Raw genomic sequence first — 25,192 nt, forward strand, 5'->3', positions numbered from 1 at the left:
TGTTGATGGCTATAACTTTTTGGCATCCCCCGGGCCGAAGAGGTTGCTGGAGACCTGCTGCACGCAGTCCACGAAATATTGCAGCGCGGGTGTCGGCGGACGCTCGGAAGAAGTGATGACGGCGATCCGGGCCGAGACCAGCGGCGGGTCCACCTCCAGCGCCGCGATGCGCCAGCGCGCGGCGGTCTGTTCCAGGATGCGGCCGGGGTAGGTGCAGAGGTAGTCGCTTTCCTCGATCAGGGACAACACGCTGAAGATCGAATCCGACGTCACCTTGGGGTCCGGAGGCTCCAGCCCCAGCTTGGTGAAGTGGCGCCGCAGATAGGGCAGCCGCGCGCGCGTTCCGATCATCAGCCAGTCGCCCTTGGCCAGCTCCGACAGCCGTGTTTCCCCCACCCAGCGCGAATTGCGCCCGGTGATCACCGAGATCGGCGTTTCGATCAGGAAACTCGTGCTCAGCCCCGCCACGTCCGCGGCTTGCGGTTCGGGGCCGATCACGATGTCCACCTGCCCGTCGCGCACCGGGCCGAAGGCGATCGGTTCGTGCCCGCCGCTGATCTGCACATGCACGTTCGGAAACCGCCGCTGAAACCGTTTCAACGTCCCGCTGATCAGCCGCGTCGCCGCCAGCGGCGAGACGGTCACGTTCAGCCGCCCGGTGCCCAGCCCGCGCCGCTGATCCACCTCTTCCTGCATCTTGCGCAATTCCGACTGGATCACCCGCGCCCGGCGCAGGATCGGCTTGCCGTCCTCGGTCACCACAACCCCGCTGGGCGCCCGCTTGAAGATCGCGGCGCCCAGTTCCGCCTCGGCCTGGCGCAGCGCCTTCGTCACCGCGGGCTGGGTCTTGCCCAGCATCTTGGACGCGGCGCGAATGCTGCCCGCACGTTCGACCGCCAGCAGCATCTCGATATGCTGGATCTTGATCATGCGGCCCCCTCCCCCCGGCTGCCTCACCCTATTCCCAAAACTTATACCCTGAAATTTTCGATAACTAGCCCAAAGCCAGGTTTCCCGGTAGCCGCCGGGCATCACGCACAGGAGGGGACGGCATGAGGGCGGCGACGGAACGGGCCATTTCGGCGGCATTCTCCGCGCTGCGCCCGGATTGGACGGCACGGATCACCCCCGCCAGCCTGCGCGCCGATGCCTTTGCCGGGCTGACCGGCGCGACGCTGGTGCTGCCGCAGGGGGTGGCCTTTGCCGCCATCGCGGGCCTGCCGCCGGAATACGGGTTCTATACCGCCATGATCACCCCTGTCGTCGCCGCGCTGACCGGGTCCAGCTGGCACGCGGTCTCCGGCCCCACCACCGCCATCTCGGCGCTGGTCTTCGGGGCGCTGGCGGGCAGCCTGGCGCCGGGATCGCCGCAGTTCATCTCGGCCGCCATCGCGCTGGCGCTGATGGTCGGCGTGATCCAGCTGGCCCTGGGGCTGGCGCGGATGGGCGTTCTGGTCGATTTCGTCTCGCATTCGGTGATGACCGGCTTTGTCACCGGGGCCGCGATCCTGATTGCGCTCAGCCAGCTCGACAAGGCGCTGGGGATCGACCTGCCCCGCCCCGAAGCGCTGGGGGAATTCACCCTGGCCCTGGCCGAACGCCTGCCCGAGACCGACTGGCGCGCGCTGCTGGTCGCGGGCACAGCACTTGGCATCGGGCTGGGCGTGCGGAAACTGAACCCGGCGCTGCCGAACTACCTGATCGCGCTCTTTGCCGGCACGATCCTCGGTCTCCTGCTGGGCGGAGAGGCGGCGGGCCTCGCCACCATCGGCACCATCGAGGGTGTCCTGCCCGGCTTCGCCCTGCCCGACGTCACCTTGCAGACCCTCCGCGACCACGGCTCCGCCGCCTTCGCCATCGCGCTTGTCGGCTTGTTGGAGGCGATGTCCGTATCGCGCGCCATCGCGCTGAAATCCGGCCAGGCCATCGACGGCAACCGCGAGTTCGTGGCGCAGGGCCTGTCCAACATCGCCGGCAGCCTGTTTCGCTGCTACCCCGGCTCGGCCTCCTTCACCCGCTCGGGCGTCAACTATGACAGCGGCGCGCAGACGCCTCTGTCGGCAATCTTCGCCGCGCTCTTCCTGTTCCTGATCCTGCTGCTGGTGGCGCCGTGGTTCGCCTATGTGCCCATCCCCGCGATGGCGGGTGTGATCCTGCTGGTCGCCATCCGGCTGGTGAACCTGGCCGAGATCCGCCACATCCTGACCACCTCGCCCGAGGAAACCGCCATCGCCGCCGTCACCTTCGGCGCGGCACTGCTCATCGACCTCGAATTCGCCATCTATGCCGGGGTGCTGCTGTCGCTGGCCCTGTTCCTGAAAAAGACCTCGCAGCCCTTTGTCGGCGTCGGCGCCCCCGATCCCGACACCCCCACCCGCATGTTCAAGAACGCCGCCGAGAACAACCTTGCGGAATGCCCGCAACTGCTGATCTCGCGGCTCGACGGGCCGCTCTACTTCGGCTCGGTCGAACATGTCCGCCGCGCCTTTCGCCGGTTCGAGATCGACCGCCCGGGCCAGAAACACATGATCTTCATCGTCAAGGGCATCGGAGAGATCGACATGCCCGGCGCCGACCTGCTGATCGAGGAGGCCGCCCGCCGCCACCGCAACGGCGGCTCGTTCCACCTGCAGACCAAGACCCCGCGCACGATCTCGAAACTGGCGCGGTTCAAGGTGATGAAGGCACTGACCCGCGAACGCATCCACCTGTCGAAACGCGATGCCATCGCCGAGGTCTTTCCCCTGCTCGACCCGCAGGTCTGCGCCACCTGCCCCGTCCGGATCTTTGCCGAATGCCCGCGCGCGCCGGACGTGGCGGAATAGCCCCGCAAGACGCGTTTTCCATGCCGGCACGATCTTGACCGCCCGCGCGGGATCGCATACCAAGGCCCCCGCCGAGCGGGCGTTGTGTAATGGTAAGACCTCAGCCTTCCAAGCTGATGATACGGGTTCGATTCCCGTCGCCCGCTCCAATTCTTCCCCTTTCGCAGCCCGCCCCGCGTCAAGACGGCGCTTGACGCGCGCGCCCCGCATGGCAAAACGCCCCCTGCGCGACACGGAAGGAGACCTCATGGCGGCCAAGACCAAGCCGGGCACCGGCGAGCAGGAGCGCGAGAAGTCTCGCAAGCTGGGGTCTCTCCGCGCGCTCTGGCCCTTCATGCGGCCCTATCGGGTGCTGATGCTGGCCGCGCTGGCGGCGCTGGTCGCCACCGCGACCATCTCGCTGATCCTGCCGCTGGCCGTGCGCCGCGTGGTGGACAATTTCAACACCCAGGACGGCGCCCTGCTGGACAAGTATTTCGGCGCCGCACTGGGGATCGCCGCGGCCCTCGCCGTCGGCACGGCGCTGCGCTACGCGCTGGTTACGCGGCTGGGCGAACGGGTGGTGGCCGACATCCGCAAAGCGGTCTTCGACAAGGTGATCGGCCTCTCGCCCGCCTTCTACGAAAAGATCATGACCGGAGAGGTCCTGTCACGGATCACCACCGACACCACGCTGATCCTTTCCGTGATCGGCTCGTCCATTTCCATCGCCCTGCGCAACACGCTGCTGTTCCTGGGCGGGCTGGTGCTGATGCTGTTCACCTCGGCCAAGCTGACCGGGCTAGTCCTGCTGATCGTGCCGGTGATCGTGGTGCCGATCCTGGTGCTGGGCCGTCGCGTGCGCAAGCTGAGCCGCGAAAACCAGGACTGGATCGCCGCCTCCTCCGGCAATGCCTCGGAATCGCTGGGCGCGGTGCAGACAGTGCAGGCCTATACCCACGAGGTCCAGTCGCGCGGCGCCTTTGCCGACGTGACAGAGAAAAGCTTTGACGCCGCGCGCAAGCGCATCACCACCCGCGCCGCGATGACGATGATCGTCATCTTCCTCGTCTTCACCGGCATCGTCGGCGTGCTCTGGATCGGCGCCTGGGACGTACGCGCCGGGGGCATGAGCGCGGGCACGCTGATCCAGTTCGTGATCTACTCGGTCATGGTGGCCGGCGCCGTCGGCGCCCTGTCCGAGGTCTTCGGAGAACTCCAGCGCGCCGCCGGCGCCACCGAACGCCTTGTCGAACTGCTGCAGGCAGAGGACACGGTCAGCGATCCCGTCACCCCCCTGCCCGCACCCGATCCCGCACGCGGAGAGATCACCTTCGATCACGTCAGTTTCGCCTATCCCGCGCGCCCCGGCGTCTCGGCGCTGGACGCGGTCGACCTGAGCATTGCGCCGGGCGAAACCGTGGCGCTTGTCGGCCCCTCGGGCGCGGGCAAGACCACCATCATTCAGCTCTTGCAGCGGTTCTACGACCCGGCAGAGGGGCGCATCCTGCTGGACGGCGTGGCGCTGACCGACATGGCCCGCCACGATTTCCGCCGCCAGCTGGCGCTGGTGCCGCAGGACCCGGTGATCTTTGCCGCCTCGGCCAAGGACAACATCCGATTTGGCCGCCCCGATGCCAGCGATGCCGAGGTCGTCGCCGCAGCCAAGGCGGCGGCGGCGCATGAGTTCCTCTCCGCCCTGCCGGACGGTTACAATACCTGGCTGGGCGAACGCGGCGTGATGCTTTCGGGCGGCCAGAAACAGCGCGTCGCCATCGCCCGCGCCATCCTGCGCGACGCGCCGGTGCTGCTGCTGGACGAGGCGACCAGCGCGCTGGATGCCGAAAGCGAACGCGCGGTGCAGCAGGCGGTGGACCTGCTGGCCGAGGGGCGCACGACGATCATCGTCGCGCACCGTCTGGCCACCGTGAAAAAGGCCGACCGAATCGTCGTCATGGACCAGGGTCGCATCGTTGCCACCGGCACCCATGATGCGCTGGTCTCGGAAGGCGGGCTATACGCGCGCCTCGCCCGGCTGCAATTCACCGACGGCCTGGCGGCGGAATAGGGCTCACCCCGCCGCCTCCTCTGCCACCCACTCGCGGAACAGCCGCACCTTTGGCAGGTCCCATTTGTCCGCCATGCCCAGCAGGCAGATCCCGCCCAGCGGCGACCCGCTGACCATCTCGGGAAAAGGCAGCACCAGCGTCCCGGCCTCCAGCTCGTCGCGGCACAACACCATGTCCGCCATGACCACACCGGCCCCCATCACCGCCGCCCGGGTGGCGAGGTCGAGGTTGGCAAAATCATGCCCCTGCGCCGGATCGACGCCTGCCACGGGATAGGTTGCCAGCCAGTCGGTCCAGTCCCCGTGCCGCGGTGTCTCGTGCAGCAGATCTGCCCGCGCAAGGTCCTCGGGCCTTTCCAGCGGATGGTTGGCCAGGTAGGCAGGTGAACAGGCCGGGGACATGCGCACATCGAACAGGTTCTGGACGGCGATGTTCGGCGCCCGGGTGGGCTGGTTCTCGATCGAGAACCCAAGGTCATACTCCAGCCCGTCGAACTTCATGTCACAGTGAAAATCCGTGGTCAGCCGCACCCGGATCTCCGGGTGACACTGGCGGAACCCGTCCAGACGCGGCAGCAGCCAGCGGATCGAGGTGGCGGGCGGACAGATGATATGCAGGTCCGAGGCATCCGAGGCGATCCGCTCTGCCTCGGCGGCGATACGGGCAAAGCTCTCGGTCAGCACCGGCAAGAACCGCCGCCCCGCCTCGGACAGGCTGACCCCCTGCGCATGGCGCCGGAACAGCGGCACGCCCAGATGATCCTCCAGCAGCTTGACATGCCGGCTGACGGCCCCCCGCGTGACATGCAGTTCCTCCGCCGCGCCGATGAACCCCTCGTGACGGGCGGCGGCCTCAAAGGCGCGCAGGGCGTTGAGCGGGGGCAGTTTCGGCATGGGCGGGACCAAGGATCAGATAACCTGACCCATGATAGGAGAAAGCCTGGTTTGCGCACAAGCAGGCAAAACACCAGACTGGGATCAAGTATACAGGCCACGAAGCAGGCTCCATCATGCAGACCACGACCAGCCTCCGCCCCGTTTCCCTGCCCGCAGGGGACTCCCACTGGATCAGAAAAACAGCACGTTTCCTGACCCAATGGCGCCGGGATCGCCAGATGCGCCGCGACCTTGCCCGCATCGCGGAAACCGCCCCGCACCTTCTGGCGGACGCGGGATTTGCCCCCGGCAGGACCCCCAAAAGCTGGCACAGGGACGGCCTGCACATCACGATCCGCCAGGCACCGGGGCAGCCCCCGCAGGTCACCGTCACCACGGACACGCCCAAGTGACGAAAAAGGCCGCCCCCGGACGGGGACGGCCCTGCACGTGGCGCGAGGCGCCGCTTACTTCATGGTGATGCGGCCATCGGTATAGGGCTGGTACGGCCCTTCCTTGGCCAGGTACTCGGCGGTCACATCGGCCAGGTCGGGGCCGAAGTCATAGGCGTTCTGCGCGTCCTTGAACATCGCGTAGCCGTCGCCGCCATTGCGGACGTAGTTGTTCGACACCGCGCCATAGAGCTTGTCCATCTCGACCGGCGCACCGCCGACCATGACATCGGAAATCCGGCTGCCCGGCTCTGCCGAGGGATCGACGGTAAAGGTCATGCCCGCCACCTGCGGGAAGCGGCCCGCGCCTTCCTCGATCTGGCTGACACCGTTTTCCAGCGCCTCGACCAGGGTCGCGCCGGTGATCTGGAAGGTCGACAGCGTGTTCTGGAACGGCAGCACGGTCAGCACCTCGCCCATCGTCACCTCACCCGCGTCGATCGAGGCGCGCAACCCGCCGCTGTTGGCGATGGCCACGTCGATGCCCTGGTCCTTGACCCGGTCCAGCATGGCATCCGCCACCAGGTTGCCCATCGAACATTCCATCGCCCGGCAGACGTCTCGGTTGCCCTCGATGGCCTCGGCAGCCTCGGCCACCACCTTGTTGCGGATCTCGTCCAGCGGCTTGGCCGCCTCGGCGATGCGCGCCTTGACGTCACCATCCTCGGCCACGGCGGCGTCGATCAACAGCGGCCCGCCCGAGGCAGAGATCACCTCGCCCGCGTCGTTGAAGGTCACGTTCAGCTCGCCCAGGTACTTGCCGTAGGCATAGGCCTGCACGATCTGCACGCCGTTCACCACGGTCGGATAGGCCCCCGCCGCGCCGTCCATCTCGCCCAGCAGGGTGTTGGAATGGCCGCCCACGATCACGTCGACGCCGGTGGTGTTCGCGGCGACCGTCTGGTCGACGCCATAGCCCGAATGCGACAGGACGATGATCTTGTTCACGCCCATCTCGGTCAGCTTGTCGACCTCACCCTGCACCGCGTCCGACGGATCGGTAAAGATGATGTTGTCGCCGGGGCTGGCCAGCTCATCCGTATCCTGCGGCGTCAGCCCGATCAGGCCCAGCTTTTCGCCGCCGCGCTCGATCACGGTGGATTTCATCAGCGCGTCCGCCAGCAGCGGCTCGCCCGAGACATCGGCGTTCGACATCAGCACCGGGAACTCGACCGCATCCATGAAGCCGCGCAGCACCTCGGGGCCGTCGTCGAATTCGTGGTTGCCCACGGTCATCGCGTCGTAGCCCATCAGGTTCATCATCTCGGCGGCCAGCTTGCCCTTGTAGTAGGTGTAGAACAGCGTGCCCTGGAACTGGTCGCCACCGTCCACCAGGATATGGTTGTTGGTGCGTGCCTTGGCCTCGTTGATCGCGGTGATCAGCCGGGCCGAGCCACCAAAGCACTTGCCCTCGTCGTTGTCCTCGGACGAACAGCCCGAATCGTACTTGCTGATCGGCTCGAACCGGGCGTGGAAATCGTTGGTGTGCAGGATGGTCAGGGAATAGTCGGCCTGCGCGGCACTTGCCATCAGGGCAAGCGCGGCAGCACCGCTCATCAGTGTACGCGTCATGGGAAACCTCTCCGTCAGGTTTTTTTGTTGAATGCCCAAAGCCTGCCCCGGCGCGAGGCCGGAGTCAAAGCCTGACGTATGGGTAGCCCGCGCCCGGTGACAGGGGCATGACGCCCCTGCATTGAATTGCCGCGCGGCCCTTGCCGACTGGCCGCTTGACCCTTGCCGGGGGGCGCGGCATCACTGCCTCCATGCTGATATACAAGATCCTCCGGGCCGACGAATGGGCGGCGCTGCGGGCACAGGGCGAAACCGCCGGTGCGCCCATCGACGTGGCCGACGGCTATGTGCATTTTTCCACCGCCGACCAGGCGCGCGGCACCGCGGCCAAGCATTTTGCGGGCGAAGAGGGGCTGGTCCTGCTGGCGCTCGAGGCCGACGCCCTCGGCGAGGCCCTGAAATGGGAGGTCTCGCGCGGCGACGCGCTGTTCCCGCATCTCTACGCGCCCCTGCGCCTTGCGGACGTGCAATGGCACAAACCGCTGCCGCTGGGCCCCGACGGCCACGTCTTTCCGGCGGAGATGCACTGATGACCCCGCTGGAACGGCTCGGCCTCGCCGCCCTGCACCGGATCGACCCGGAAACCGCCCACGGGCTTGCGCTCAAGGCGCTGCAGGCCGGGGCCGCTCATGCGCCGGGCGTGGTCACCTCCGACCGGCTGCGCTGTTCGCTGGCCGGGCTCGACCTGCCCAACCCGGTCGGCCTGGCCGCCGGGTTCGACAAGAACGCCACCGCGTTGCGGGGTCTCTCCCGCGCGGGCTTCGGCTTTATCGAGGTCGGCGCCGCCACGCCCCGGCCCCAGCCCGGCAACCCGCGCCCGCGCCTCTTTCGCCTGACCGAGGACCGCGCCGCGATCAACCGTTTCGGCTTCAACAACGAGGGGATGGAGGCGATCGGCGCCCGGCTGAAATCCCGCCCGCGCGACCTGGTGCTGGGCCTCAACCTGGGCGCCAACAAGGACAGCGAGGACCGCGCCGGCGATTTCGCCCGCGTCCTGACCCATTGCGGCGCCGACGTGGATTTCGCCACAGTCAACGTCAGCTCTCCCAACACCGAGAAACTGCGCGACCTGCAAGGCAAGGCGGCGCTTTCCGCCCTGCTCGCGGGCGTGATGCAGGCCCGGGACGAGCTGGCCCGCCCGGTGCCGGTCTTTCTCAAGATCGCGCCGGATCTGGACGACGCCGAACTGGCCGACGTGGCCGAGGTCGCGCTTTCCTCGGGTGTCGCAGGGATCATCGCCACCAACACCACCCTGTCGCGCGCCGGGCTGCGCTCCCGCCACGCGTCAGAGACCGGCGGCCTCTCCGGCCAGCCGCTCTTTGATCGCTCCACCCGCGTGCTGGCCCGGCTTTCACAACTGACCGAGGGCAAGCTGCCACTGGTGGGTGTCGGCGGCATCGGCTCTGCCGGACAGGCCTATGAAAAGATCCGCGCCGGCGCCAGTGCCGTGCAGCTCTACACCGCGCTTGTCTACGGCGGTCTCAGCCTGGTGCAGGAGATCGCCTTGGGACTGGACGCATTGCTGCAACGGGACGGCTTCACCTCCGTGGCCGAGGCGGTCGGAACGGGGCGTGCGGCCTGGCTGTGACACCTGCGGTTAACGCGGCCTTAGCGCTTTGTACAAAATGCTGGAATCGACGTACAAAACGTACGTTTTGTACAAACCTGCGGGCTAGAGGCGCGGCGCCGCCTCTGCCCCTTTGGCGGCCTCGACAAAGGCGCGGACCTTGCCCGCATCCTTGATCCCCGGCGCGTTTTCGACCCCCGAAGAGACATCCACCTGCGCCGTGCCGGTCATCGCCACGGCCAGGCCCACGTTCTCTGGCGTCAGCCCGCCCGCCAGCATCCAGGGCCGCGACCAGCGCCGCCCGGCAATCAGTTTCCAGTCAAAGGCCAGCCCGTTTCCACCCGGCAGATCCGCCCCCTTGGGCGGCTTGGCATCCACCAGGATCTGATCGGCAACCTGCTGATAAACGGCCAGTTTTTCCAGGTCCTCGGCTGTGCCCACGCCCACCGCCTTCATCACCGGCAGCCCCCAGCGCGCGCGCACCTCCGCCACCCGCTCCGGCGTCTCGGCGCCGTGCAACTGCACCATGTCCAGCGGCACCAGCCGCATGACCTCGTCCAGAAACTCATCCGTCGGGTTCACCATGAGGCCGACCTTGGCCAGCCCCACCGGCGCCTCCAGCGCCAGGTCCCGCGCCACCTCGGGCGTCACGTTGCGCGGGCTCTTGCCAAAGAACACGAGGCCCGCATAGCTCGCCCCTGCCCCGGCGACCATCTCCATGTCCCCGGGCCGCGTCAGGCCACAGATCTTTACCCGGACGTCCGCCATCCAAGCCCCTGTTTCTTCTTGGTAAAAATACACCCTGGGGTGAATTGGCCGTCAGGCCAAGAGGGGGCAGCGCCCCCTCCCCCACGCGACACCAGCGCTCAGCTGGCCTGGTCGAGAATCGCCAGGACCTCGTCCTTGTCCTTGTCGCGCTCGGCCTGGGTCTTCTTCAGCTGGCGTTCCAGCTTGCGCACCTCGGTCTTCTTGGCCGAAGCCTCGGCACGGTACTTGTACTCGCGCAGCCATTCAAAGACTTCGCCCAGCACCCAGCCCAGCACGAGGAAGCCCAGCGCCACCGCGAACAACGGCACGTCGACCGAATAGGCCAGCCAGCCCAGTTGCGGGATGCGCGCCAGCCCCTCGGGCAGGGTGTTCAGTGTCACCCATTGCAGGTTCGCCACGCAGATGACCGTCAGGACAATGAGCACAGCGGCATAAATGGCATAGCGGATGTAGCGCATGGATTACTTTCCGTTCAGGCGGTCGCGCAGGAGCTTGCCGGTCTTGAAGAAGGGAACGTGCTTTTCCTCGACCTGGACCGACTCTCCCGTTCGGGGGTTCCGCCCGACGCGCGCGTCCCGCTTCTTGACCGAAAAGGCCCCGAAGCCCCGCAGCTCGACCCGGTCGCCCCGGGACATGGCATTGGTGATCTCGTCGAAGATCGTGTTCACGATCCTCTCCACATCACGCTGATACAGATGCGGGTTTTCGTCTGCAATCTTCTGGATCAATTCGGATCTGATCATCCCCCACGCCCCCCGGTGGAATCGGCCTTGGCCTTGTTATTTCAGCCAAACTATACGCGGGGCAGGATCAAACGGGAACCGTGCATTTTCGGGGAAAACCCATGTTTTTCCGCGCTTTGCGCTGATTTCCGCCCGTTTCGGCAGCGAACGGTGCCGTGTTCAGCGCCGCGCGGCGCCGTATCGACCGAATGCAATTCACGCGATTCGGGGCGCCCGGGACCTACTGGCACACCGCCGCGAATTGCGTGCGCCCCTTGGAATCCCTGTTTCCGGGCTGGAAATAGACCAGCCGCATACCCGCCTCCGCACAGACCTGCGCCGCCCGGGCACGGACCTCGTCGGGCTGCCACTTGTCGCCGAAGGCGCCGCGCAGCTGGTTCTGATCCTTGACCGTCACCGCGCGCATGGTCAGGCCGGTTCCGCCGCCGGTGGGGGCCTCCTGGATGAAACGCGTGTCCTCATCCGGGATCACGATTTGATCCTGGGCCAGCACCGGCCCGCACAGGATCGCCAGCATACAGAAGGCCACAACCCGCCCCGTCATCCTGCGCATCGCATCACCTCCAGCACCGACTCGCCGTCCGAGCAAAGCAAACCCGCGACAGGAAGGCGAGCCTTTCCTGCATCGCGTTCAAAAGACCTCGACCGTTTCTCCCGCACGGGCGCCAAGACGAGCGCGGGCCGCGGTGCCCTTGATACGGTTCATCACGAAGGGCCCGGACAGGAACAGGCCCAGAGCGCGGATTGTCCAGTTGCCCTCGATCCGGTTGCCGTCAGCCGCGACATGGCCGGTGTAATGCACTGGCTCCTGTCCGTTTACGGGGCGGCCAAGGTAGGCCTTGCGGAAATGCACCTCGTGACCGCTGCGGCTGCCGCTGATCTCGGCCTCCAGCTCGGCGCCCGCGTCCGGGGCGAATGTATTGGGTTCCAGCGTCGTGCCCCAGATCACCCCGCCCACGTCAAAGAGCGTCGCGGCAAAGGGGACCGATCCGTCCCCGTCCTGGCCGTAGTCATAGACGCCGGTCCAGTCGCCGCTCAGATCCAGTCCACCTGCCCGCATGGATACCCCCTGTTGCCCGGCCCGAGCCTAACGTCCGTCCCGGAGCGTGCAAGCCGCAACAAAAAAGGCCCCCGCGATTGCGGGGGCCCTGAGCTTTTCAGCCCGAAGGCCGTGCGACGATCACTCGTCGCCGGACTTGAGCGCGGCGCCCAGGATGTCGCCCAGCGATGCACCGGAGTCGGAGGAACCGTACTGTTCGACGGCCTCTTTCTCTTCGGCGATCTCGCGTGCCTTGATCGACAGGCCCAGACGACGGGTCTTGTTGTCGATGTTGGTCACGCGGACGTCGACCTTGTCGCCGACCGAGAAACGCTCGGGGCGCTGCTCGGCACGGTCACGCGACAGGTCGGAGCGGCGGATGAAGGACTTCATGCCTTCGTATTCCACCTCGATGCCGCCGTCTTCGATCGCGGTGACTTCGACGGTCACGATCGAGCCGCGCTTCACGCCGCCAACCGCATCGGCGAACTTGTCGCCGCCCAGGGCCTTGATCGAGAGCGAGATACGCTCTTTCTCGACGTCCACTTCGGAGACGACGGCCTGAACCACGTCACCCTTGCGGTATTCCTGGATGGCTTCCTCGCCGCGCTGATCCCAGCTGAGGTCCGAAAGGTGGACCATGCCGTCGATCTCGCCTTCGAGGCCGATGAACAGACCGAATTCGGTGATGTTCTTGACTTCGCCCTCGACCTGCGTGCCTTCCGGGTGGGTCTCGGAGAATACTTCCCACGGGTTGCGCATGGTCTGCTTGAGACCCAGCGAAACGCGGCGCTTGGCGCTGTCGATTTCCAGGACCATGACGTCGACCTCTTGCGAGGTGGAGACGATCTTGCCCGGGTGGACGTTCTTCTTGGTCCAGGACATTTCCGAAACGTGCACCAGACCTTCGACACCCGGCTCCAGCTCGACGAAGGCGCCGTAATCGGTGATGTTGGTGACGCGGCCCTTGTGGACAGAGGCCAGCGGGTACTTGACGCCCACCAGGTCCCACGGATCTTCCTGCAGCTGCTTCATGCCCAGGCTGATACGGTGGGTTTCCTTGTTGATCTTGATGACCTGGACCTTGACGGTCTCGCCGATCGACAGGATCTCGGAGGGGTGGTTCACACGGCGCCATGCCATGTCGGTGACGTGCAGCAGGCCGTCCACACCGCCCAGGTCGACGAAGGCGCCGTACTCGGTGATGTTCTTGACCACGCCGTCAACCGCGTCGCCCTCTTGCAGCTTGCCGATGACCTCGGCGCGCTGTTCGGCGCGGCTCTCTTCGAGGATCGCGCGGCGCGAGACAACGATGTTGCCACGGCGACGGTCCATCTTGAGGATCTGGAACGGCTGCTTGAGACCCATCAGCGGGCCGGCGTCGCGCACGGGGCGCACATCGACCTGCGAACCGGGGAGGAAGGCCACGGCGCCGCCGAGATCGACGGTGAAGCCACCCTTGACGCGGCCGAAGATGGCACCTTCGACGCGGGCGTCGTCGGCATAGGCCTTCTCCAGGCGGTCCCAGGCTTCTTCGCGGCGGGCCATCTCGCGCGAGATGACGGCTTCGCCACGGGCGTTTTCTGCGGCACGCAGGTAAACCTCGACCTCGTCGCCGACGTTCACGTCGGGCTGTTCACCGGGTTCCGCGAATTCCTTGAGCTCGACACGGCCTTCCATCTTGTAGCCGACGTCGATGATGGCTTGTCCCGCTTCGATCGCGATGACCTTGCCTTTGACGACAGTGCCCTCATCGGGCGTGTCCATTTCGAGGCTTTCATTAAGGAGGGCCTCGAATTCCTCCATCGATGCGCTGGGCATATGTGTGTTTGGTCCTTTACAACGGTTTTTTCTGGCCGAGCGGTTGTCTCCGCCGGTCTTGGATTGGTCTCTTTAGCTGCCGCAAAACAAAGAGGGCCGGAGATGTCCGACCCTGCTCGATCTCTTTTGCCGCGGCGTTTGCTGCCTTGTCGACGCGCGCGGTATAGAGCAAGGATGCCGCAGGATCAAGCCCCGGACCCGAGCAAGCGCCAGGAACCGGTCCCGAAGGCGGCGCAAGCGTCCAGCCGTGACCCGTGAGGACCTGCCAAGGGCGCGGCGTCGACTCAAACCCCATTTTGCCGTATCCTTCGGCCACGATTTTCCCGCGTGACGTATGTTTTTTTCACACCTACATTTTTCGGAGGCACCCATGAAACTCCTGACTGCAACGACAGCCGCGCTTGCGTTCTCGATCACACTGGCGGGCGGCGCAGCAGCCCAGAACTGTGACAGCAGAGGCTCGAACTGGCAGGGCCGGATAGACATTGGCAGCACGATCTACGGCTTTGAACTGCGTCGCCTCACCTGTGCGGCGGACAGCATGTGGAACTATTATGTCTGGACCACGACCGCCCGTTGGGAAGGCACCGCGACGGTCGGCATGACCGGTCGGAGCCTCAGCGTGGTCACGGCGACGGGCGGACTCGCGGGGTGCTCTCTGTCCGGCACCTGGTATCCACGCGACGTCACGAACGGACTGCCCTACAGGGGCAACGGATCGGCCAGTTGCGGCGGTGGCGGCACCTGGAGCGCGAACATCCGCTAGGTCGCGGCCAATCGCCGTTCTGCACCGACCGCCGGGGAATGCGCATCCCACGCGCCGTACAGTACAGCGTCGATCCGCCCAGCCGCCCCCTTGCCGACACCCGGATTTGCCTGGCTTCGTGATTTGTGCTGGAATTTACACAGCCGTTTTGGGCGGGAACAGTCGCCCGCCCTCTGTTCGCCCCCTGCCCCTTGCAACCCGGCGGCACGACTGCACGCTTCAGGCACTTGGCCGGCATGGAGGGTGCCGGCACTGCCGAGACGTCCGCCACGAGGCCCGCATGACCCCCCATCGGAGCGCGTTCAGAAAGCGGAACCTCCGGCACCAGCCCCGGCGTCCCGGATCAGCCCGGGACGGTGCCTCGCAGCAGGGTTTGCGCCCCGAAACCACTTGCACCAAATTCGACAAAGGAGTCTCCCATGACCATACTTTCATCCGGCAGCGGCACCGTCGTGACCGCTCCTGGCGACATCACTTTCCTGCTGCCCAACAGCGTGCGCAGCACCACCGGCGCCAGCACCAATACGATCGAGGCAGGCGCCGGGGGCACCTTCGATTTCTACAACGACGGCATCATCATCTCGGCGGATGACGACGCGTTCAGCATCGGAACCGGGAACGGCTTCGACTTCGATGCGTCGATCTATAACGGCCCCACCGGGATCATCCGGGCCTTCGACAGCGCCATACTCATCTTTGCAAGTGCCAGCGGAACCGACTTCTACGTCGAGAACCACGGCGAGATCAGTGGCGGCGACGAGGGATTTTTCATTTCCGGCGCTGTTGCCGGGGATACTGCGACCATCGTCAACACGGGCCACATCAGCGGCGTCACCCATGCCATCGAGACCGACCGCGCAACAACCGTGATCAATTCCGGTACGATTTCCAGCAACAGCGAAGCGATCGATTTCCGCAACAACGACGAATACAAACTGGTGAACTCCGGCCTCGTGACCGGGCAATTCCGCGCTGTCGGGGCCGCCGGGCCAACCGGCGTGGTGATCATCGACAACTCCGGCACCATCCAGGGTGGGTTCGAGGCCATCCGCACCAACGATGGCAATGACATCCTGCGCAACTCGGGCCTGATCGAAGGCGACGTCGGCATGCTCGACGGTAACGATACCGTCCGCAACGACGGTGTCGTCTCCGGCAATCTGGACCTTGGCTTTGACAACGATACCTTCATCGGCTTCGGCGGCACCGTGACAGGCGTCGTCGATGGCGGGTCCGGCAACGACACCATCATGATCGATCAGAACGACGCCCAGGTCGACGGCGGCCTGGGCATAGATCTCCTGCTGGCGCGGGGGGATGTCCTTGATGCAGTCAATTTCGAGGAAATCCGCCTGCTGGGCGGCGACGATCTCGAAGTGCGGGGGTCAAACTTGTCCGAGACGATCAACGGCAATCGCGGCGACAACCTCTTGCTGGGGGAAGGCGCGTCCGACACGATCAACGGCGGTGCGGGCAATGACGATATCCAGGGCGGCGACGGAGACGACGAGTTGGCCGGCAGCATCGGTGACGACCTGGTCAACGGCGGCGCGGACAACGACATCATCACCGGCGGTCCTGGCCACGACACCCTGCTGGGCGGCGCGGGCACGGATGACCTGAACGGCGGAGCGGGCGACGACTCTCTCGACGGCGGATCGTTCAACGATACGCTGGGCGGGTTTTCCGGCAATGACACCCTGAACGGCGGGTCCGGCAATGACGTGCTGGCGGGCCACGAAGGCAATGATCTGCTGGACGGCGGCGAGAACGACGACACGCTCGACGGTGGATCGGGTGACGACGTGTTGCGCGGGGGTGACGGGACTGACGTGCTGCGCGGACGCGACGGCGCCGACACGATCTCGGGCGGCACCGGGCTTGACTTTATGACAGGGGGGCAGGATTCCGACACCTTCCGATTTGCCTCTGCCGCCGAGGCGGGAACCGGCGCCAGCCGCGACCAGATCCTTGACTTTGACCAGGGCGCGGACGTGATCGACCTCGCCGGGATCATCGACGGGTCGCTGGCATTTGTCGGCACCGGACCGTTCACAGCCGCGAACCAGGTCCGCCTGATCGAGACGGGCAGCGGCTCGACCATCGTTCAGATCAACCTGGACGCCAACCTCGCCACGGTCGAGGGGGAGATCCGCGTGGCCGATGTGATCGGCCTGACGGCGGATGATTTCGCGCTCTGAGCGCACCGTTCGGGGGCCGGGCTTTGCCCCGGCCCTCCCTCCCCCGGGGCTCCAGGCCCTTTCATTCCTGGCCGCAGACCCCATGTTAATCGCAGAAACATTGCAGCAAACGCCCTGGGACCCTTGAATGAACTACGTCCTCGCCCTTTTCCTGCCGCCGCTCTCGGTCCTTCTGACCGGGCGCATCTTCCTTGCGATCATCGTCCTGCTGATCTGGATTCCGGCGATCATCTTCTCGGGCGGGCTGACCCACCCGATGTTCATCCTGCTGGCCTGGATCCTGATCTACCAATCCGGAGAGGAACGCCGCACGCGCCGGATCGAACGCAGCGGGCGTTCCGACTGACTGGCCGGTTCAGCCCGCGCTCCCCCATTCCAGCCAGCGCCGGTCCTCTGGTGACAAGGCCCTCGTCATCACGGCATCATAGGCCGCGAGGTCATGCTCGGTCAGACGTCCTTCCCACTTGTTGGACGTGGCACTGTCGAAGAACCCCGCATCGCTGGTCCAGAACCCCTGCCCTGCCGAGGGGGTAAAGCGATCCGCGTTGGCCTTCATGTTGTCGAATGTCGCCGCCTCGACGCAGGCCGCCATCACCTCGGGCGGATGGTCGATGCCCACATGCCCGGCGATCTGCGCCACGGCGCTCGGCAGATCGCGCAGCATGTCGGCGTAGTGCAGCCGGATCAGGTTTTCGCGCGACTCGCGCGCCCGCGTGCATTGGAAATGGTCGAGGATCGCCGGCAGGCTTGCGTGGTCCTCGCCTGAGAGGAACTCCCGGAAACTCTCGGACGAGTCCTCGGGCAGCGGTGGCAGGCCAATGTGCGAGCCCATGTTGCGCCGGTGCTTGCGCATCGAGAAATGCACGTCGATCGGGTGCCGGTAGACGGTGACATAGCGCAGTTCGGCCCAGACCGGGATGCAGTCGAACGGCGAATGCGTCTTGACCTGCCGCCGGTGTTCCTGCGCCTCCAGCCGCGCCATGACCTCGCCCACGTCGCGGACATTGATGTCGATCCAGGGCGATTTCATCGAGGTCTGCGCATCCACCTCCGGATCACCCGCGATCAGCATGGCAAGAATACCCTGCGTCCAGGTCGTGCCGGATTTCGGCGGGGTCGAGACGACGATGTCGCCCGCCCGCGGAACGAAGTGGGACCACCGCGACGAGTCCGTCAGGGGATCGGTAAAGACGCGGCGGGGCGCCTCGGCGGCGGTCAACATATGCGCGGATCCCTTGTCTGCCGCCCGGCAAATTCCGAACAGGTCCAGACTACGTCAGGATCCGCGCATCGCGCAGCGGTTTTTCCCGGGCCTCAGGCCACCTGTTTCCCCCTGCTCCAGACGCCCCGCAACAGGGGCACATGTTCGGCGACGCGGAAACGCATCAGATCCGCCCGGCGGCCTTCTTTCAGAACGCCCCGGTCATCCAGCCCCACCGCTTCGGCGGGCGCCTTCGTCACCGTCGCGATCCCGCGCGCCATGTCGCCCCAGATCTCCCCCAGGCGGACGGCGGCCAGCAGCAGCGCCGCCGGAACATAGTCGGACGACACGATGTCCAGCAGTCCTTCGCGCGCCAGCTCCTCTGCCGCGACGTTGCCGGAGTGAGAGCCGCCCCGGATCAGGTTCGGCGCCCCCATCATCACCGCGATGGCGTGGTCGTGGCAGGCCTGTGCCGCCTCGATAGTGGTCGGGAACTCGGCCAGCCGAATGCCATAGCCCGCAGAGACGGCGACCTGGTCGGCTGTGGTATCGTCATGGCTGGCCAGCACCGCGCCAAAGCGCGCCGCCTCCCTGACGGATACCGCCTCGTGCGCGGCGCCGTTACGGGCGCGCAGCTCTTTCAGGTGGGCGATATGTTCGATGAACTCGGCATCCGACATGCCGCGTTTCGATTTGACGTATTGTTCCAGCTTCGAGATGTCCCGGAACTGCCGTTGGCCGGGCGTGTGGTCCATGATGCTGACAAGGCCCACACGGTCCTCGCGCCCGAATTCTGCCAGCTCTTCGGCCAGCGTCTCGGAACAGACCTCGGCCCGCAGGTGCAGGAAATGGCTGATCTTGAGCATGTCGGCGGCGCGCAGGTCCAGCATCTCGCTGGCCAGCGACCTGGCGTATTTCCTGTACCGCCCCTTGCCCGTCGGGATCGACCCCACCCGCATCGCGTCGAAGACCGTGGTGATACCGGTCGAGGCCAGCTCGGCGTCATGGGCGACGATGGCCGCCGCATGGGGCCAGTCGACGCCGGGGCGCGGTTCGATATGGCGTTCCAGGTTGTCGGTGTGTAGCTCGATCAGCCCCGGCGCCAGGAAATCCCCGCCGCAATCGACCGCACCGGCAGGCACCCTTGCCCCCTCGCCCATCCCGACGATGACGCCATTTTCGACCTGCAGCCAGCCGCGGGCCACACGATCCGGCAGCACCAGTGTCGCATTGGCAAATGCCAGGCTCTCTGTCACGCCGCCGTCACGCGCATCGGGCATAGGCTCGGCAAGAGTGGAGGTCGTCATGCATTTCTCCCGTTACGCTGTCTATGTAACCCTGCCGCAGGGTCCCTTGTCCGATTTCGGCGCCGCCTGGCTGGGCTGGAACGCCGCGACGGGCGAACGGCCCGACGCGCCTGTGGTTCACGGCCTGCCGCTGCCCGCCCATGAGATCACCGCCACCCCGCGCAAGTACGGGCTGCACGGCACGATCAAGCCGCCCTTCCGACTGGTCGGGGGCATGGATTTCGACGCGCTGCACGATGGCTTTGCCCGCTTTTGCGCGACCCAGGCGCCGGTGACGCTGGACGGGCTGGCGCTGACCCGGCTGGGCCGCTTCCTGGCCCTGACGCCCGTCGGCGAAACCGGCGCCCTGTCCACGCTGGCCGCCCGGACGGTCGAGGCGCTGGACCCGTTCCGTGCGCCCCTGACCGAGGCAGAGCTGGACAATCGCCGCAAGTCCGGCCTGAACGACCGACAAGAGGCACTGCTGACCCGCTGGGGCTATCCCTACGTGATGGACCAGTTCCGCTTTCACATCACGCTGAGCGGCAAGCTGGACCGTGACACGGCCGAACAGGTGCGCAGCGCCCTGCTGCCCCACATCGAACCGCACCTGCCAAGCCCCTTCACGGTGGAGGCGCTGACGCTGTGCGGCGAGGATTCCACCGGCTATTTCCACGAACTGCACCGCTACGCCCTTTCCGGCTGAAGCCGGGCCAGGATGGTCTCGACGGTGCGCTCCAGCGGGCCGGAATTGTCGATCTCGATCACCGGCAGCCCGGCAGGCAGGGCATCCCCCTTGCGGGAGAGGCGCGCGGCGATCTCCTCGGCGCTTTCGCGGCCTCGTCCGGCCAGACGGCGCGCCAGCACCTCGGCGGGGGCCGTCAGGGACAGGACGACGAACCGCGGGAACCGCGCCTGTGCCTGCATCAGGACAGCCCGCGACAGGTTCACCAGCACGTCACTGCCCTGGGCAAGTTGCTGATCCACCGCGACCGGGATGCCATAGGCCAGACCGTGCGCGCGCCACGACAGGGCAAAGCCGCCCGCGCGTTCCACCTGCTCGAACTCGGCCCCGGTGATGGCAAAGTGATCCTCGCCCCCCGCCTCCTGCGGGCGGGTGATCCTGCGTTGCAGCAGGACAAACCGGGGATCGCGTTCCGCCAGCGCCGCCATGACGCTGTCCTTGCCAACACCCGACGGCCCCACCACCGCGATGAACCGTCCCGACATCAGGCCGCCGCCTGCGGGGAAAAGCCGGTCACATCCACCACGCGATCACAGACCGCGTCGCGCGCCTCGGCGTCGTGAAAGATGCCCACGATGGCCGCGCCGCGCGCCTTGGCCTCATGGATCAGGTCTAGCACCGTGTCGCGGTTCGCCGCATCCAGCGAGGCGGTTGGTTCGTCCAGCAAGAGCGCCGGATAGGCGTGGGCAAAACCCCGCGCGATATTCACCCGCTGCTGTTCGCCGCCGGAAAAGGTGGTGGGCGAGAGGCTCCACAGACGTTCGGGGATGCGCAGGCGGGTCAGCAGGTCGCGCGCCCGGTCCATGGCCGCCGCGCGGTCCACGCCCACCGCCAGAAGCGGTTCCGCCACCACGTCCAGCGTCGGCACCCGGGGCACCACGCGCAGGAACTGGCTGACATAGCCCAGCGCCTCGCGCCGCAGGCGGATGATCTCGCGCGGTTGGGCCCGCACCACGTCGACACCGCCGATCAGGATCTCTCCGGACGCGGCCAGGTAGTTGCCGTAGATCATGCGCATCAGCGTGGATTTCCCGGCGCCCGAGGCGCCGGTCAGGGCCACGCATTCGCCCGCCGCGACGGAAAGCGAGGCGCCCTCCATCACCCGGATGACCGCGCTGCCCTGGTTGTGCAGGGTAAAGGTCTTGGACACATCCCGAATTTCGATCATGGCATTAACCTATTGTTAAAATTATATGTTTCGCGCGCGAAACACTCAGACCTGCAGCACCGAACTGACCAGGAGCTGGGTATAGGCGTGCTGTGGATCGTCCAGCACCTGGTCGGTCAGCCCTGCCTCGACCACATGCCCGTCCTTCATCACCATCAGCCGGTCCGCCAACAGCCGCACGACGGCAAGGTCATGGGTTACGATGATCGCCGACAGCCCCATCTCGCGGACAAGTCCGCGCAGCAGGTCCAGCAGGCGCGCCTGCACGCTGACATCCAGCCCGCCGGTGGGTTCGTCCATGAAGACAAGGCGCGGTCCGGTCACCAGGTTGCGCGCGATCTGCAACCGTTGCTGCATCCCGCCGGAAAAGGCCGTGGGCCGGTCGTCGATCCGGCTGGCGTCGATTTCCACCCGGCCCAGCCAGTCCTCGGCGCTGTCGCGGATCTCGCCGTAGTGGCGCGCGCCCACGGCCATAAGCCGTTCGCCCACGTTGCCGCCCGCGCTGACGTTCATGCGCAGCCCATCGCGGGCGTGCTGGTGGACAAAGGCCCAGTCGGTCCGGCCCAGCATCCGCCGTTCCGGTTCGGACATGGTGATGGTGTCCTGCAGCCCCTCGGTGCGGGTGTCGAACATCACGCGGCCCGCGTCGGGGGCCAGGTGGCCAGCCATGCAGTTCAGCAGGGTCGACTTGCCCGAGCCGCTTTCCCCCACGATCCCCATGACCTCGCCCGGCCAGAGATCGAAGGACACATCGGAACAGCCGATCCGGGCGCCGTAACGTTTGGTCAGGCCCTCGACCTTCAACAGCGGTGTCATGCGGCATCCTCCGTCTTGCCCTGCGCGCCCACATGACCTGCCGCGCGGCGGGCCCGGCAATAATCGGTGTCGGAACAGACAAACATCCGCCCGCCCGCGTCGTCCACGATGACCTCGTCCAGGTAACTGTCCTCTGCCCCGCAAAGATCGCAGGGCGCATCGGCCTTGGAAGCCTCGAAAGGGTAGTCCCGGAAATCGAGGCTAACGACCTGAGTGTAGGGAGGCAGTGCGTAGATCCTCTGTTCACGGCCCGCGCCGAACAGCTGGATCGCCGCCATGCCGGACATCTTGGGATTGTCGAACTTGGGGATCGGGCTGGGATCCATGACGTAGCGCCCCTCGACCTTGACCGGATAGGCATAGGCGGTGGCGATCTGGCCGTGCCGGGCGATGTCCTCGTAGAGCTTGACGTGCATCAGGCCGTAGTCCTCCAGCGCGTGCATCTTGCGGGTCTCGATCTCGGACGGCTCCAGGAACCGCAGCGGTTCCGGGATCGGCACCTGGTAGACCAGCACCTGATCCTCGGTCAGCGGCTCTTCGGGGATGCGGTGGCGGGTCTGGATGACGCTGGCCTGCGCGGTCTCCTCGGTGGTCTCGACCCCGGCAGTGCGTTCAAAGAACTTGCGGATGGACACGGCGTTGGTGGTGTCATCGGCGCCCTGATCGATGACCTTGAGCCGGTCCTCCGGCGTCAGCGTCGCGGCCGATACCTGCACGCCGCCGGTGCCCCAGCCATAGGGCATGGGCATCTCGCGCGACGCAAACGGCACCTGGTAGCCGGGGATGGCCAGCCCCTTGAGGATGGCCCGGCGGATCATCCGCTTGGTCTGTTCGTCAAGGTAGGCGAAATTGTAGTCGCTCATGATCTTGGCCCCGAAATTTCCTGCAAATTGCGCCCGAATTGTCCGTTTCGGTCACGGGAATGCCCAAGTTCAGGCGCAACCATTGGGCGACACACCGACAAAGGAGAGGACATATGTCGGATCAATTGACCATCATCCTGATCACGCTGGCCGGCGTGCTGACAATCGGCATCCGCTACGCGCTGTCGGTCTGGTTGCCCGAGGACTCCAAGCTGAACACGCTTTTCAGCGAAAAGCGCCTGACCGTTTCCAACAGCAAGGAAGCCTGGTGGCTGAAGAACAGCCCCGCCGCCCGGATCGACTGACCGGATCATTCTGCCGCCTCCTGCTGCGCGCCCTCGGCTTCGCGGCGCAGGCGCCGGACCAGCTCCAGCTCGGACTGAAAATCGACGTAATGCGGCAGCTTGATATGCTCAAGGAACCCCGTCGCCTGGATATTGTCCGAGTGATACAGCACGAATTCCTCGTCCTGTGCGGGGGCGCCCATGTCATCCTCGCCCAGTTCACGCCACCTCAGCGCCCGGTCGACCAATGCCATTGAAATCGCCTTGCGCTCGGTCTGTCCGAAGACAAGACCGTACCCACGGGTAAACTGCGGCGGTTCCGTCTTTGACCCGGTGAACTGGTTGACCGTTTCGCATTCGGTCACCTCGATCTCTCCGATCTCGATGGCAAAGCCCAATTCCGGAATATCCATCTCGACCGCGACGGTGCCGATGCGCAACTCGCCGACGAAGGCGTGGTTGCGCGCATAGCCACGCTGCGTGGAATAGGCCATGCCAAGGACAAACCCCTCATCCCCCCGCGTCAACGCCTGAAGACGCAGGGCGCGGCTGCCGGGCAGCTCCATCGGTTCGCGCGTCAGGTCCGGCGGGTTCTCATCACTGGCCGCCTCGGTCTGGATCAGCCCCTCGCGGTTGAGGAAACCGGTGATATGCGGTGTCGGCTCCTGGCGCGGCGCGGCCTGCGGCGCGGGCGGCACCTCGCCGTCGGCGGCCAGTTTGAAATCCAGCAGGCGGTGCGTGTAGTCGAAGGTCGGCCCCAAGACCTGCCCGCCCGGCGCGTCCTTGAACGTGGCCGAGATACGGCGGATGCAGGCCATGTCACCCGTGTCGATGGCCCGCGTCGCGCCAAAGCGCGGCAGCGTCGTGCGATAGGCGCGGATCAGGAAGATCGCCTCGATCAGGTCGCCCCGCGCCTGCTTGATCGCCAGCGCGGCCAGGTCGGGATCGTAGAGCGAGCCCTCTGCCATGACCCGGTTGACCGCCAGTTTCATCTGCTCGCGGATCTGGTCGATGGTCAATTCTGCGACGGCGGTATCGCCCCGGCGTTCCTCGGCCAGCCAGCTGTGCGCATTCTCGATGGCGTGTTCGCCCCCCTTGACGGCAACATACATCGCTCAGCCCTCCACTTGCGTGCTGCGCGGCAGGGCCGCGAGGCGGTTTCCGGCACAGAAATAGGCGTCCCACCCCAGCGGGAATCGCGCGGCATTGGTCCGGAACGCCGCGACCTCCGGCAAGGACATGCGGGCCGTTTCGCGGATACCGGGGCCGGTCAGGGTCGCGCCCTCGGCCTTCAGCTCTGACCGTTCAACGATCAGCGTGGCAGAGCGATCCGGGTATTGCGCCGTGCCGATGCGGAACCGATCCAGCGGTTGCAGGGCCTCCCATGTGCCCAGGGCGAAGTCGCAGTCTTCGGCACCGACCATCGGCGCGCCGGCGTGAAAGGTGATCCAGTCGCGGACCTCGGCACAGTCATGTGCGCCGGCCAGGTGCACAGCCGTTTCCGGATCGCAGAGTGTCAGGATCAGGACCCCGGCCGCTTGTGACAGAGGCGCGGGCGGTTCGGCACCCGCGACGTCGTGGATCGTGCCGGGCCGGGCCATCGCCTGCATCGCGGCGCGAAAGGCGCGGGCGGCATCGACCGGCGCATCGGAAAAACCGCCCTTGAGAACCCCAGCGTCCATCAGTCTTCTCCTCGGACCAGCGTGAAGAACTCCACCTTGGTGGCGGCCGCCTTTGCCGCGCGCGCCTTGGCCCGTCCGGTCATGTCCGCCGACAGGGGCTCCAGCACTTCGGCCCGGACCCGCTCCGCCGCATCGGTCTGCATCAGCGCATCGACCAGCGCGGCGCGTTCCGCATGCGCCTTGTCGCGGCCCTGCACATAGGCATGGCCCACGGCCCCGCCGTCCAGTTGCAGCGAACAGCGCGTCACCGTCATCTCGCCCATGTTGAAAGGCGCCCCGGTGCCGCCCATGCGCCCGCGCACCATCGCGGCGCCGATTTCCGGCGCGCGCAGCCAGGTGAAATCGGGCGCGTCCTGCCCCTCCCAAAGCACGGCCAGGGCCTTGGGTGGCGCCTTGGCCAGCAGGCTCATCCAGTCTTTGCGGGCGGTCATCTCGGTCATCTAGACACCTTGCGGAGTTGTCGGAGTATT

28 protein-coding genes and 1 tRNA gene are annotated in these 25,192 nt (G+C 66.2%); 11 read left to right on the forward strand and 18 right to left on the reverse strand.

What is annotated here, in order from left to right; genetic code table 11:
• Nucleotides 1-9: 9 nt before the first annotated feature.
• On the reverse strand, nt 10-930 hold the full coding sequence (locus G9Q80_RS22500) for a LysR family transcriptional regulator (protein ID WP_069208724.1): 921 nt from the start codon (nt 928-930) through the stop codon (nt 10-12).
• A gap of 122 nt (nt 931-1,052) precedes the next feature.
• Between G9Q80_RS22500 and G9Q80_RS22505 the strand changes: the two genes are divergently transcribed.
• From G9Q80_RS22505 to G9Q80_RS22515, 3 genes are all read left to right on the forward strand, one after another.
• Nucleotides 1,053-2,825, forward strand: a complete 1,773-nt coding sequence (locus tag G9Q80_RS22505) for a SulP family inorganic anion transporter (RefSeq protein WP_088715669.1) — start codon at nt 1,053-1,055, stop codon at nt 2,823-2,825.
• Between the two features lie 75 nt (nt 2,826-2,900).
• A tRNA-Gly gene (locus G9Q80_RS22510) sits at nt 2,901-2,974 on the forward strand.
• A gap of 98 nt (nt 2,975-3,072) precedes the next feature.
• Nucleotides 3,073-4,872, forward strand: a complete 1,800-nt coding sequence (locus G9Q80_RS22515) for an ABC transporter transmembrane domain-containing protein (RefSeq protein WP_043141756.1) — start codon at nt 3,073-3,075, stop codon at nt 4,870-4,872.
• 3 nt (nt 4,873-4,875) lie between these two features.
• Here the strand turns inward: G9Q80_RS22515 and G9Q80_RS22520 are convergent, their stop codons facing one another.
• Complete coding sequence (locus G9Q80_RS22520) at nt 4,876-5,766, reverse strand: LysR substrate-binding domain-containing protein (protein WP_088715668.1); 891 nt, start codon at nt 5,764-5,766, stop codon at nt 4,876-4,878.
• Between the two features lie 221 nt (nt 5,767-5,987).
• On the opposite strand from G9Q80_RS22520, the gene G9Q80_RS22525 reads away from it, so the two are divergent.
• The gene (locus G9Q80_RS22525) at nt 5,988-6,161 is read left to right on the forward strand and encodes a hypothetical protein (protein ID WP_157903846.1); all 174 of its coding nucleotides are present in this window, start codon (nt 5,988-5,990) and stop codon (nt 6,159-6,161) included.
• A 54-nt stretch (nt 6,162-6,215) separates the two neighbouring features.
• On the opposite strand, the gene G9Q80_RS22530 is transcribed toward G9Q80_RS22525, so the two are convergent.
• On the reverse strand, nt 6,216-7,772 hold the full coding sequence (locus G9Q80_RS22530; protein ID WP_043141747.1) for a bifunctional metallophosphatase/5'-nucleotidase: 1,557 nt from the start codon (nt 7,770-7,772) through the stop codon (nt 6,216-6,218).
• Between the two features lie 191 nt (nt 7,773-7,963).
• On the opposite strand from G9Q80_RS22530, the gene G9Q80_RS22535 reads away from it, so the two are divergent.
• Nucleotides 7,964-8,302, forward strand: a complete 339-nt coding sequence (locus G9Q80_RS22535) for a DUF952 domain-containing protein (RefSeq protein ID WP_088715724.1) — start codon at nt 7,964-7,966, stop codon at nt 8,300-8,302.
• Complete coding sequence (locus G9Q80_RS22540) at nt 8,302-9,360, forward strand: quinone-dependent dihydroorotate dehydrogenase (protein WP_088715667.1); 1,059 nt, start codon at nt 8,302-8,304, stop codon at nt 9,358-9,360. Before G9Q80_RS22535 ends, G9Q80_RS22540 begins: the two co-directional genes overlap by 1 nt.
• A gap of 84 nt (nt 9,361-9,444) precedes the next feature.
• Here the strand turns inward: G9Q80_RS22540 and G9Q80_RS22545 are convergent, their stop codons facing one another.
• The 6 genes from G9Q80_RS22545 to rpsA form a co-directional block, all read right to left on the reverse strand.
• Nucleotides 9,445-10,107: a phosphoribosylanthranilate isomerase gene (locus tag G9Q80_RS22545; RefSeq protein ID WP_088715666.1), complete on the reverse strand. Its 663-nt coding sequence runs from the start codon at nt 10,105-10,107 to the stop codon at nt 9,445-9,447.
• Between the two features lie 98 nt (nt 10,108-10,205).
• Nucleotides 10,206-10,565 carry a lipopolysaccharide assembly protein LapA domain-containing protein gene (locus tag G9Q80_RS22550; protein ID WP_043141738.1) on the reverse strand — a complete coding sequence of 120 codons (360 nt, stop codon included), beginning with the start codon at nt 10,563-10,565 and terminating at the stop codon, nt 10,206-10,208.
• A 3-nt stretch (nt 10,566-10,568) separates the two neighbouring features.
• Nucleotides 10,569-10,850, reverse strand: coding sequence for an integration host factor subunit beta (gene ihfB / locus G9Q80_RS22555; protein WP_043141735.1), 282 nt, complete (start codon nt 10,848-10,850; stop codon nt 10,569-10,571).
• A 220-nt stretch (nt 10,851-11,070) separates the two neighbouring features.
• Complete coding sequence (locus G9Q80_RS22560) at nt 11,071-11,403, reverse strand: hypothetical protein (RefSeq protein WP_133065685.1); 333 nt, start codon at nt 11,401-11,403, stop codon at nt 11,071-11,073.
• 78 nt (nt 11,404-11,481) lie between these two features.
• Complete coding sequence (locus G9Q80_RS22565) at nt 11,482-11,910, reverse strand: hypothetical protein (protein ID WP_088715665.1); 429 nt, start codon at nt 11,908-11,910, stop codon at nt 11,482-11,484.
• Between the two features lie 120 nt (nt 11,911-12,030).
• Nucleotides 12,031-13,695 carry a 30S ribosomal protein S1 gene (gene rpsA, locus G9Q80_RS22570; protein WP_172431497.1) on the reverse strand — a complete coding sequence of 555 codons (1,665 nt, stop codon included), beginning with the start codon at nt 13,693-13,695 and terminating at the stop codon, nt 12,031-12,033.
• 385 nt (nt 13,696-14,080) lie between these two features.
• Between rpsA and G9Q80_RS22575 the strand changes: the two genes are divergently transcribed.
• The 3 genes from G9Q80_RS22575 (at nt 14,081) to G9Q80_RS22585 (ending at nt 17,023) form a co-directional block, all read left to right on the forward strand.
• Entirely contained in the window at nt 14,081-14,476 is a 396-nt protein-coding gene (locus G9Q80_RS22575) for a hypothetical protein (RefSeq protein ID WP_043141727.1), read from the forward strand.
• Nucleotides 14,477-14,895: 419 nt separating this feature from the next.
• A complete protein-coding gene (locus G9Q80_RS22580; RefSeq protein ID WP_088715664.1) occupies nt 14,896-16,677 on the forward strand; it encodes a calcium-binding protein in 1,782 nt (593 codons plus the stop codon).
• 127 nt (nt 16,678-16,804) lie between these two features.
• A complete protein-coding gene (locus tag G9Q80_RS22585; RefSeq protein ID WP_043141724.1) occupies nt 16,805-17,023 on the forward strand; it encodes a hypothetical protein in 219 nt (72 codons plus the stop codon).
• Nucleotides 17,024-17,032: 9 nt separating this feature from the next.
• On the opposite strand, the gene G9Q80_RS22590 is transcribed toward G9Q80_RS22585, so the two are convergent.
• Nucleotides 17,033-17,899, reverse strand: a complete 867-nt coding sequence (locus G9Q80_RS22590; protein ID WP_088715663.1) for a sulfotransferase domain-containing protein — start codon at nt 17,897-17,899, stop codon at nt 17,033-17,035.
• Between the two features lie 92 nt (nt 17,900-17,991).
• A complete protein-coding gene (locus G9Q80_RS22595) occupies nt 17,992-19,158 on the reverse strand; it encodes an alpha-D-ribose 1-methylphosphonate 5-triphosphate diphosphatase (protein ID WP_210426239.1) in 1,167 nt (388 codons plus the stop codon).
• A 25-nt stretch (nt 19,159-19,183) separates the two neighbouring features.
• Between G9Q80_RS22595 and G9Q80_RS22600 the strand changes: the two genes are divergently transcribed.
• The gene (locus G9Q80_RS22600; protein ID WP_088715662.1) at nt 19,184-19,870 is read left to right on the forward strand and encodes a DUF1045 domain-containing protein; all 687 of its coding nucleotides are present in this window, start codon (nt 19,184-19,186) and stop codon (nt 19,868-19,870) included.
• Here G9Q80_RS22600 and phnN read toward each other — a convergent pair.
• Genes phnN through G9Q80_RS22620 form a run of 4 tightly spaced genes read right to left on the reverse strand, consistent with a single transcriptional unit; the run spans nt 19,852 to nt 22,756 of the window.
• Nucleotides 19,852-20,394 carry a phosphonate metabolism protein/1,5-bisphosphokinase (PRPP-forming) PhnN gene (gene phnN / locus G9Q80_RS22605; protein ID WP_088715661.1) on the reverse strand — a complete coding sequence of 181 codons (543 nt, stop codon included), beginning with the start codon at nt 20,392-20,394 and terminating at the stop codon, nt 19,852-19,854. The genes G9Q80_RS22600 and phnN overlap by 19 nt on opposite strands.
• Entirely contained in the window at nt 20,394-21,077 is a 684-nt protein-coding gene (phnL, locus tag G9Q80_RS22610; RefSeq protein WP_043141715.1) for a phosphonate C-P lyase system protein PhnL, read from the reverse strand. Before phnL ends, phnN begins: the two co-directional genes overlap by 1 nt.
• Nucleotides 21,078-21,122: 45 nt before the next feature.
• The gene (phnK, locus tag G9Q80_RS22615) at nt 21,123-21,893 is read right to left on the reverse strand and encodes a phosphonate C-P lyase system protein PhnK (RefSeq protein ID WP_088670154.1); all 771 of its coding nucleotides are present in this window, start codon (nt 21,891-21,893) and stop codon (nt 21,123-21,125) included.
• Nucleotides 21,890-22,756: an alpha-D-ribose 1-methylphosphonate 5-phosphate C-P-lyase PhnJ gene (locus G9Q80_RS22620; protein ID WP_074622666.1), complete on the reverse strand. Its 867-nt coding sequence runs from the start codon at nt 22,754-22,756 to the stop codon at nt 21,890-21,892. The genes phnK and G9Q80_RS22620 overlap by 4 nt, the downstream gene beginning before the upstream one ends.
• Before the next feature lie 113 nt (nt 22,757-22,869).
• Here G9Q80_RS22620 and G9Q80_RS22625 point away from each other — a divergent pair, with 113 nt between their 5' ends.
• The gene (locus tag G9Q80_RS22625; protein ID WP_043141707.1) at nt 22,870-23,061 is read left to right on the forward strand and encodes a hypothetical protein; all 192 of its coding nucleotides are present in this window, start codon (nt 22,870-22,872) and stop codon (nt 23,059-23,061) included.
• 5 nt (nt 23,062-23,066) lie between these two features.
• Here the strand turns inward: G9Q80_RS22625 and G9Q80_RS22630 are convergent, their stop codons facing one another.
• From G9Q80_RS22630 to phnG, 3 genes are read right to left on the reverse strand one after another with little or no spacing between them, the layout of a single operon-like run.
• Complete coding sequence (locus tag G9Q80_RS22630) at nt 23,067-24,152, reverse strand: carbon-phosphorus lyase complex subunit (RefSeq protein ID WP_088715660.1); 1,086 nt, start codon at nt 24,150-24,152, stop codon at nt 23,067-23,069.
• Nucleotides 24,153-24,155: 3 nt separating this feature from the next.
• On the reverse strand, nt 24,156-24,722 hold the full coding sequence (phnH, locus tag G9Q80_RS22635; RefSeq protein ID WP_088715659.1) for a phosphonate C-P lyase system protein PhnH: 567 nt from the start codon (nt 24,720-24,722) through the stop codon (nt 24,156-24,158).
• Nucleotides 24,722-25,162: a phosphonate C-P lyase system protein PhnG gene (gene phnG, locus G9Q80_RS22640; protein ID WP_088715658.1), complete on the reverse strand. Its 441-nt coding sequence runs from the start codon at nt 25,160-25,162 to the stop codon at nt 24,722-24,724. Before phnG ends, phnH begins: the two co-directional genes overlap by 1 nt.
• Nucleotides 25,163-25,192: the final 30 nt, after the last annotated feature.

Origin of the sequence: Mameliella sp. LZ-28 (assembly GCF_012274245.1) — a bacterium.
GTDB classification, from domain to species: domain Bacteria; phylum Pseudomonadota; class Alphaproteobacteria; order Rhodobacterales; family Rhodobacteraceae; genus Antarctobacter; species Antarctobacter albus.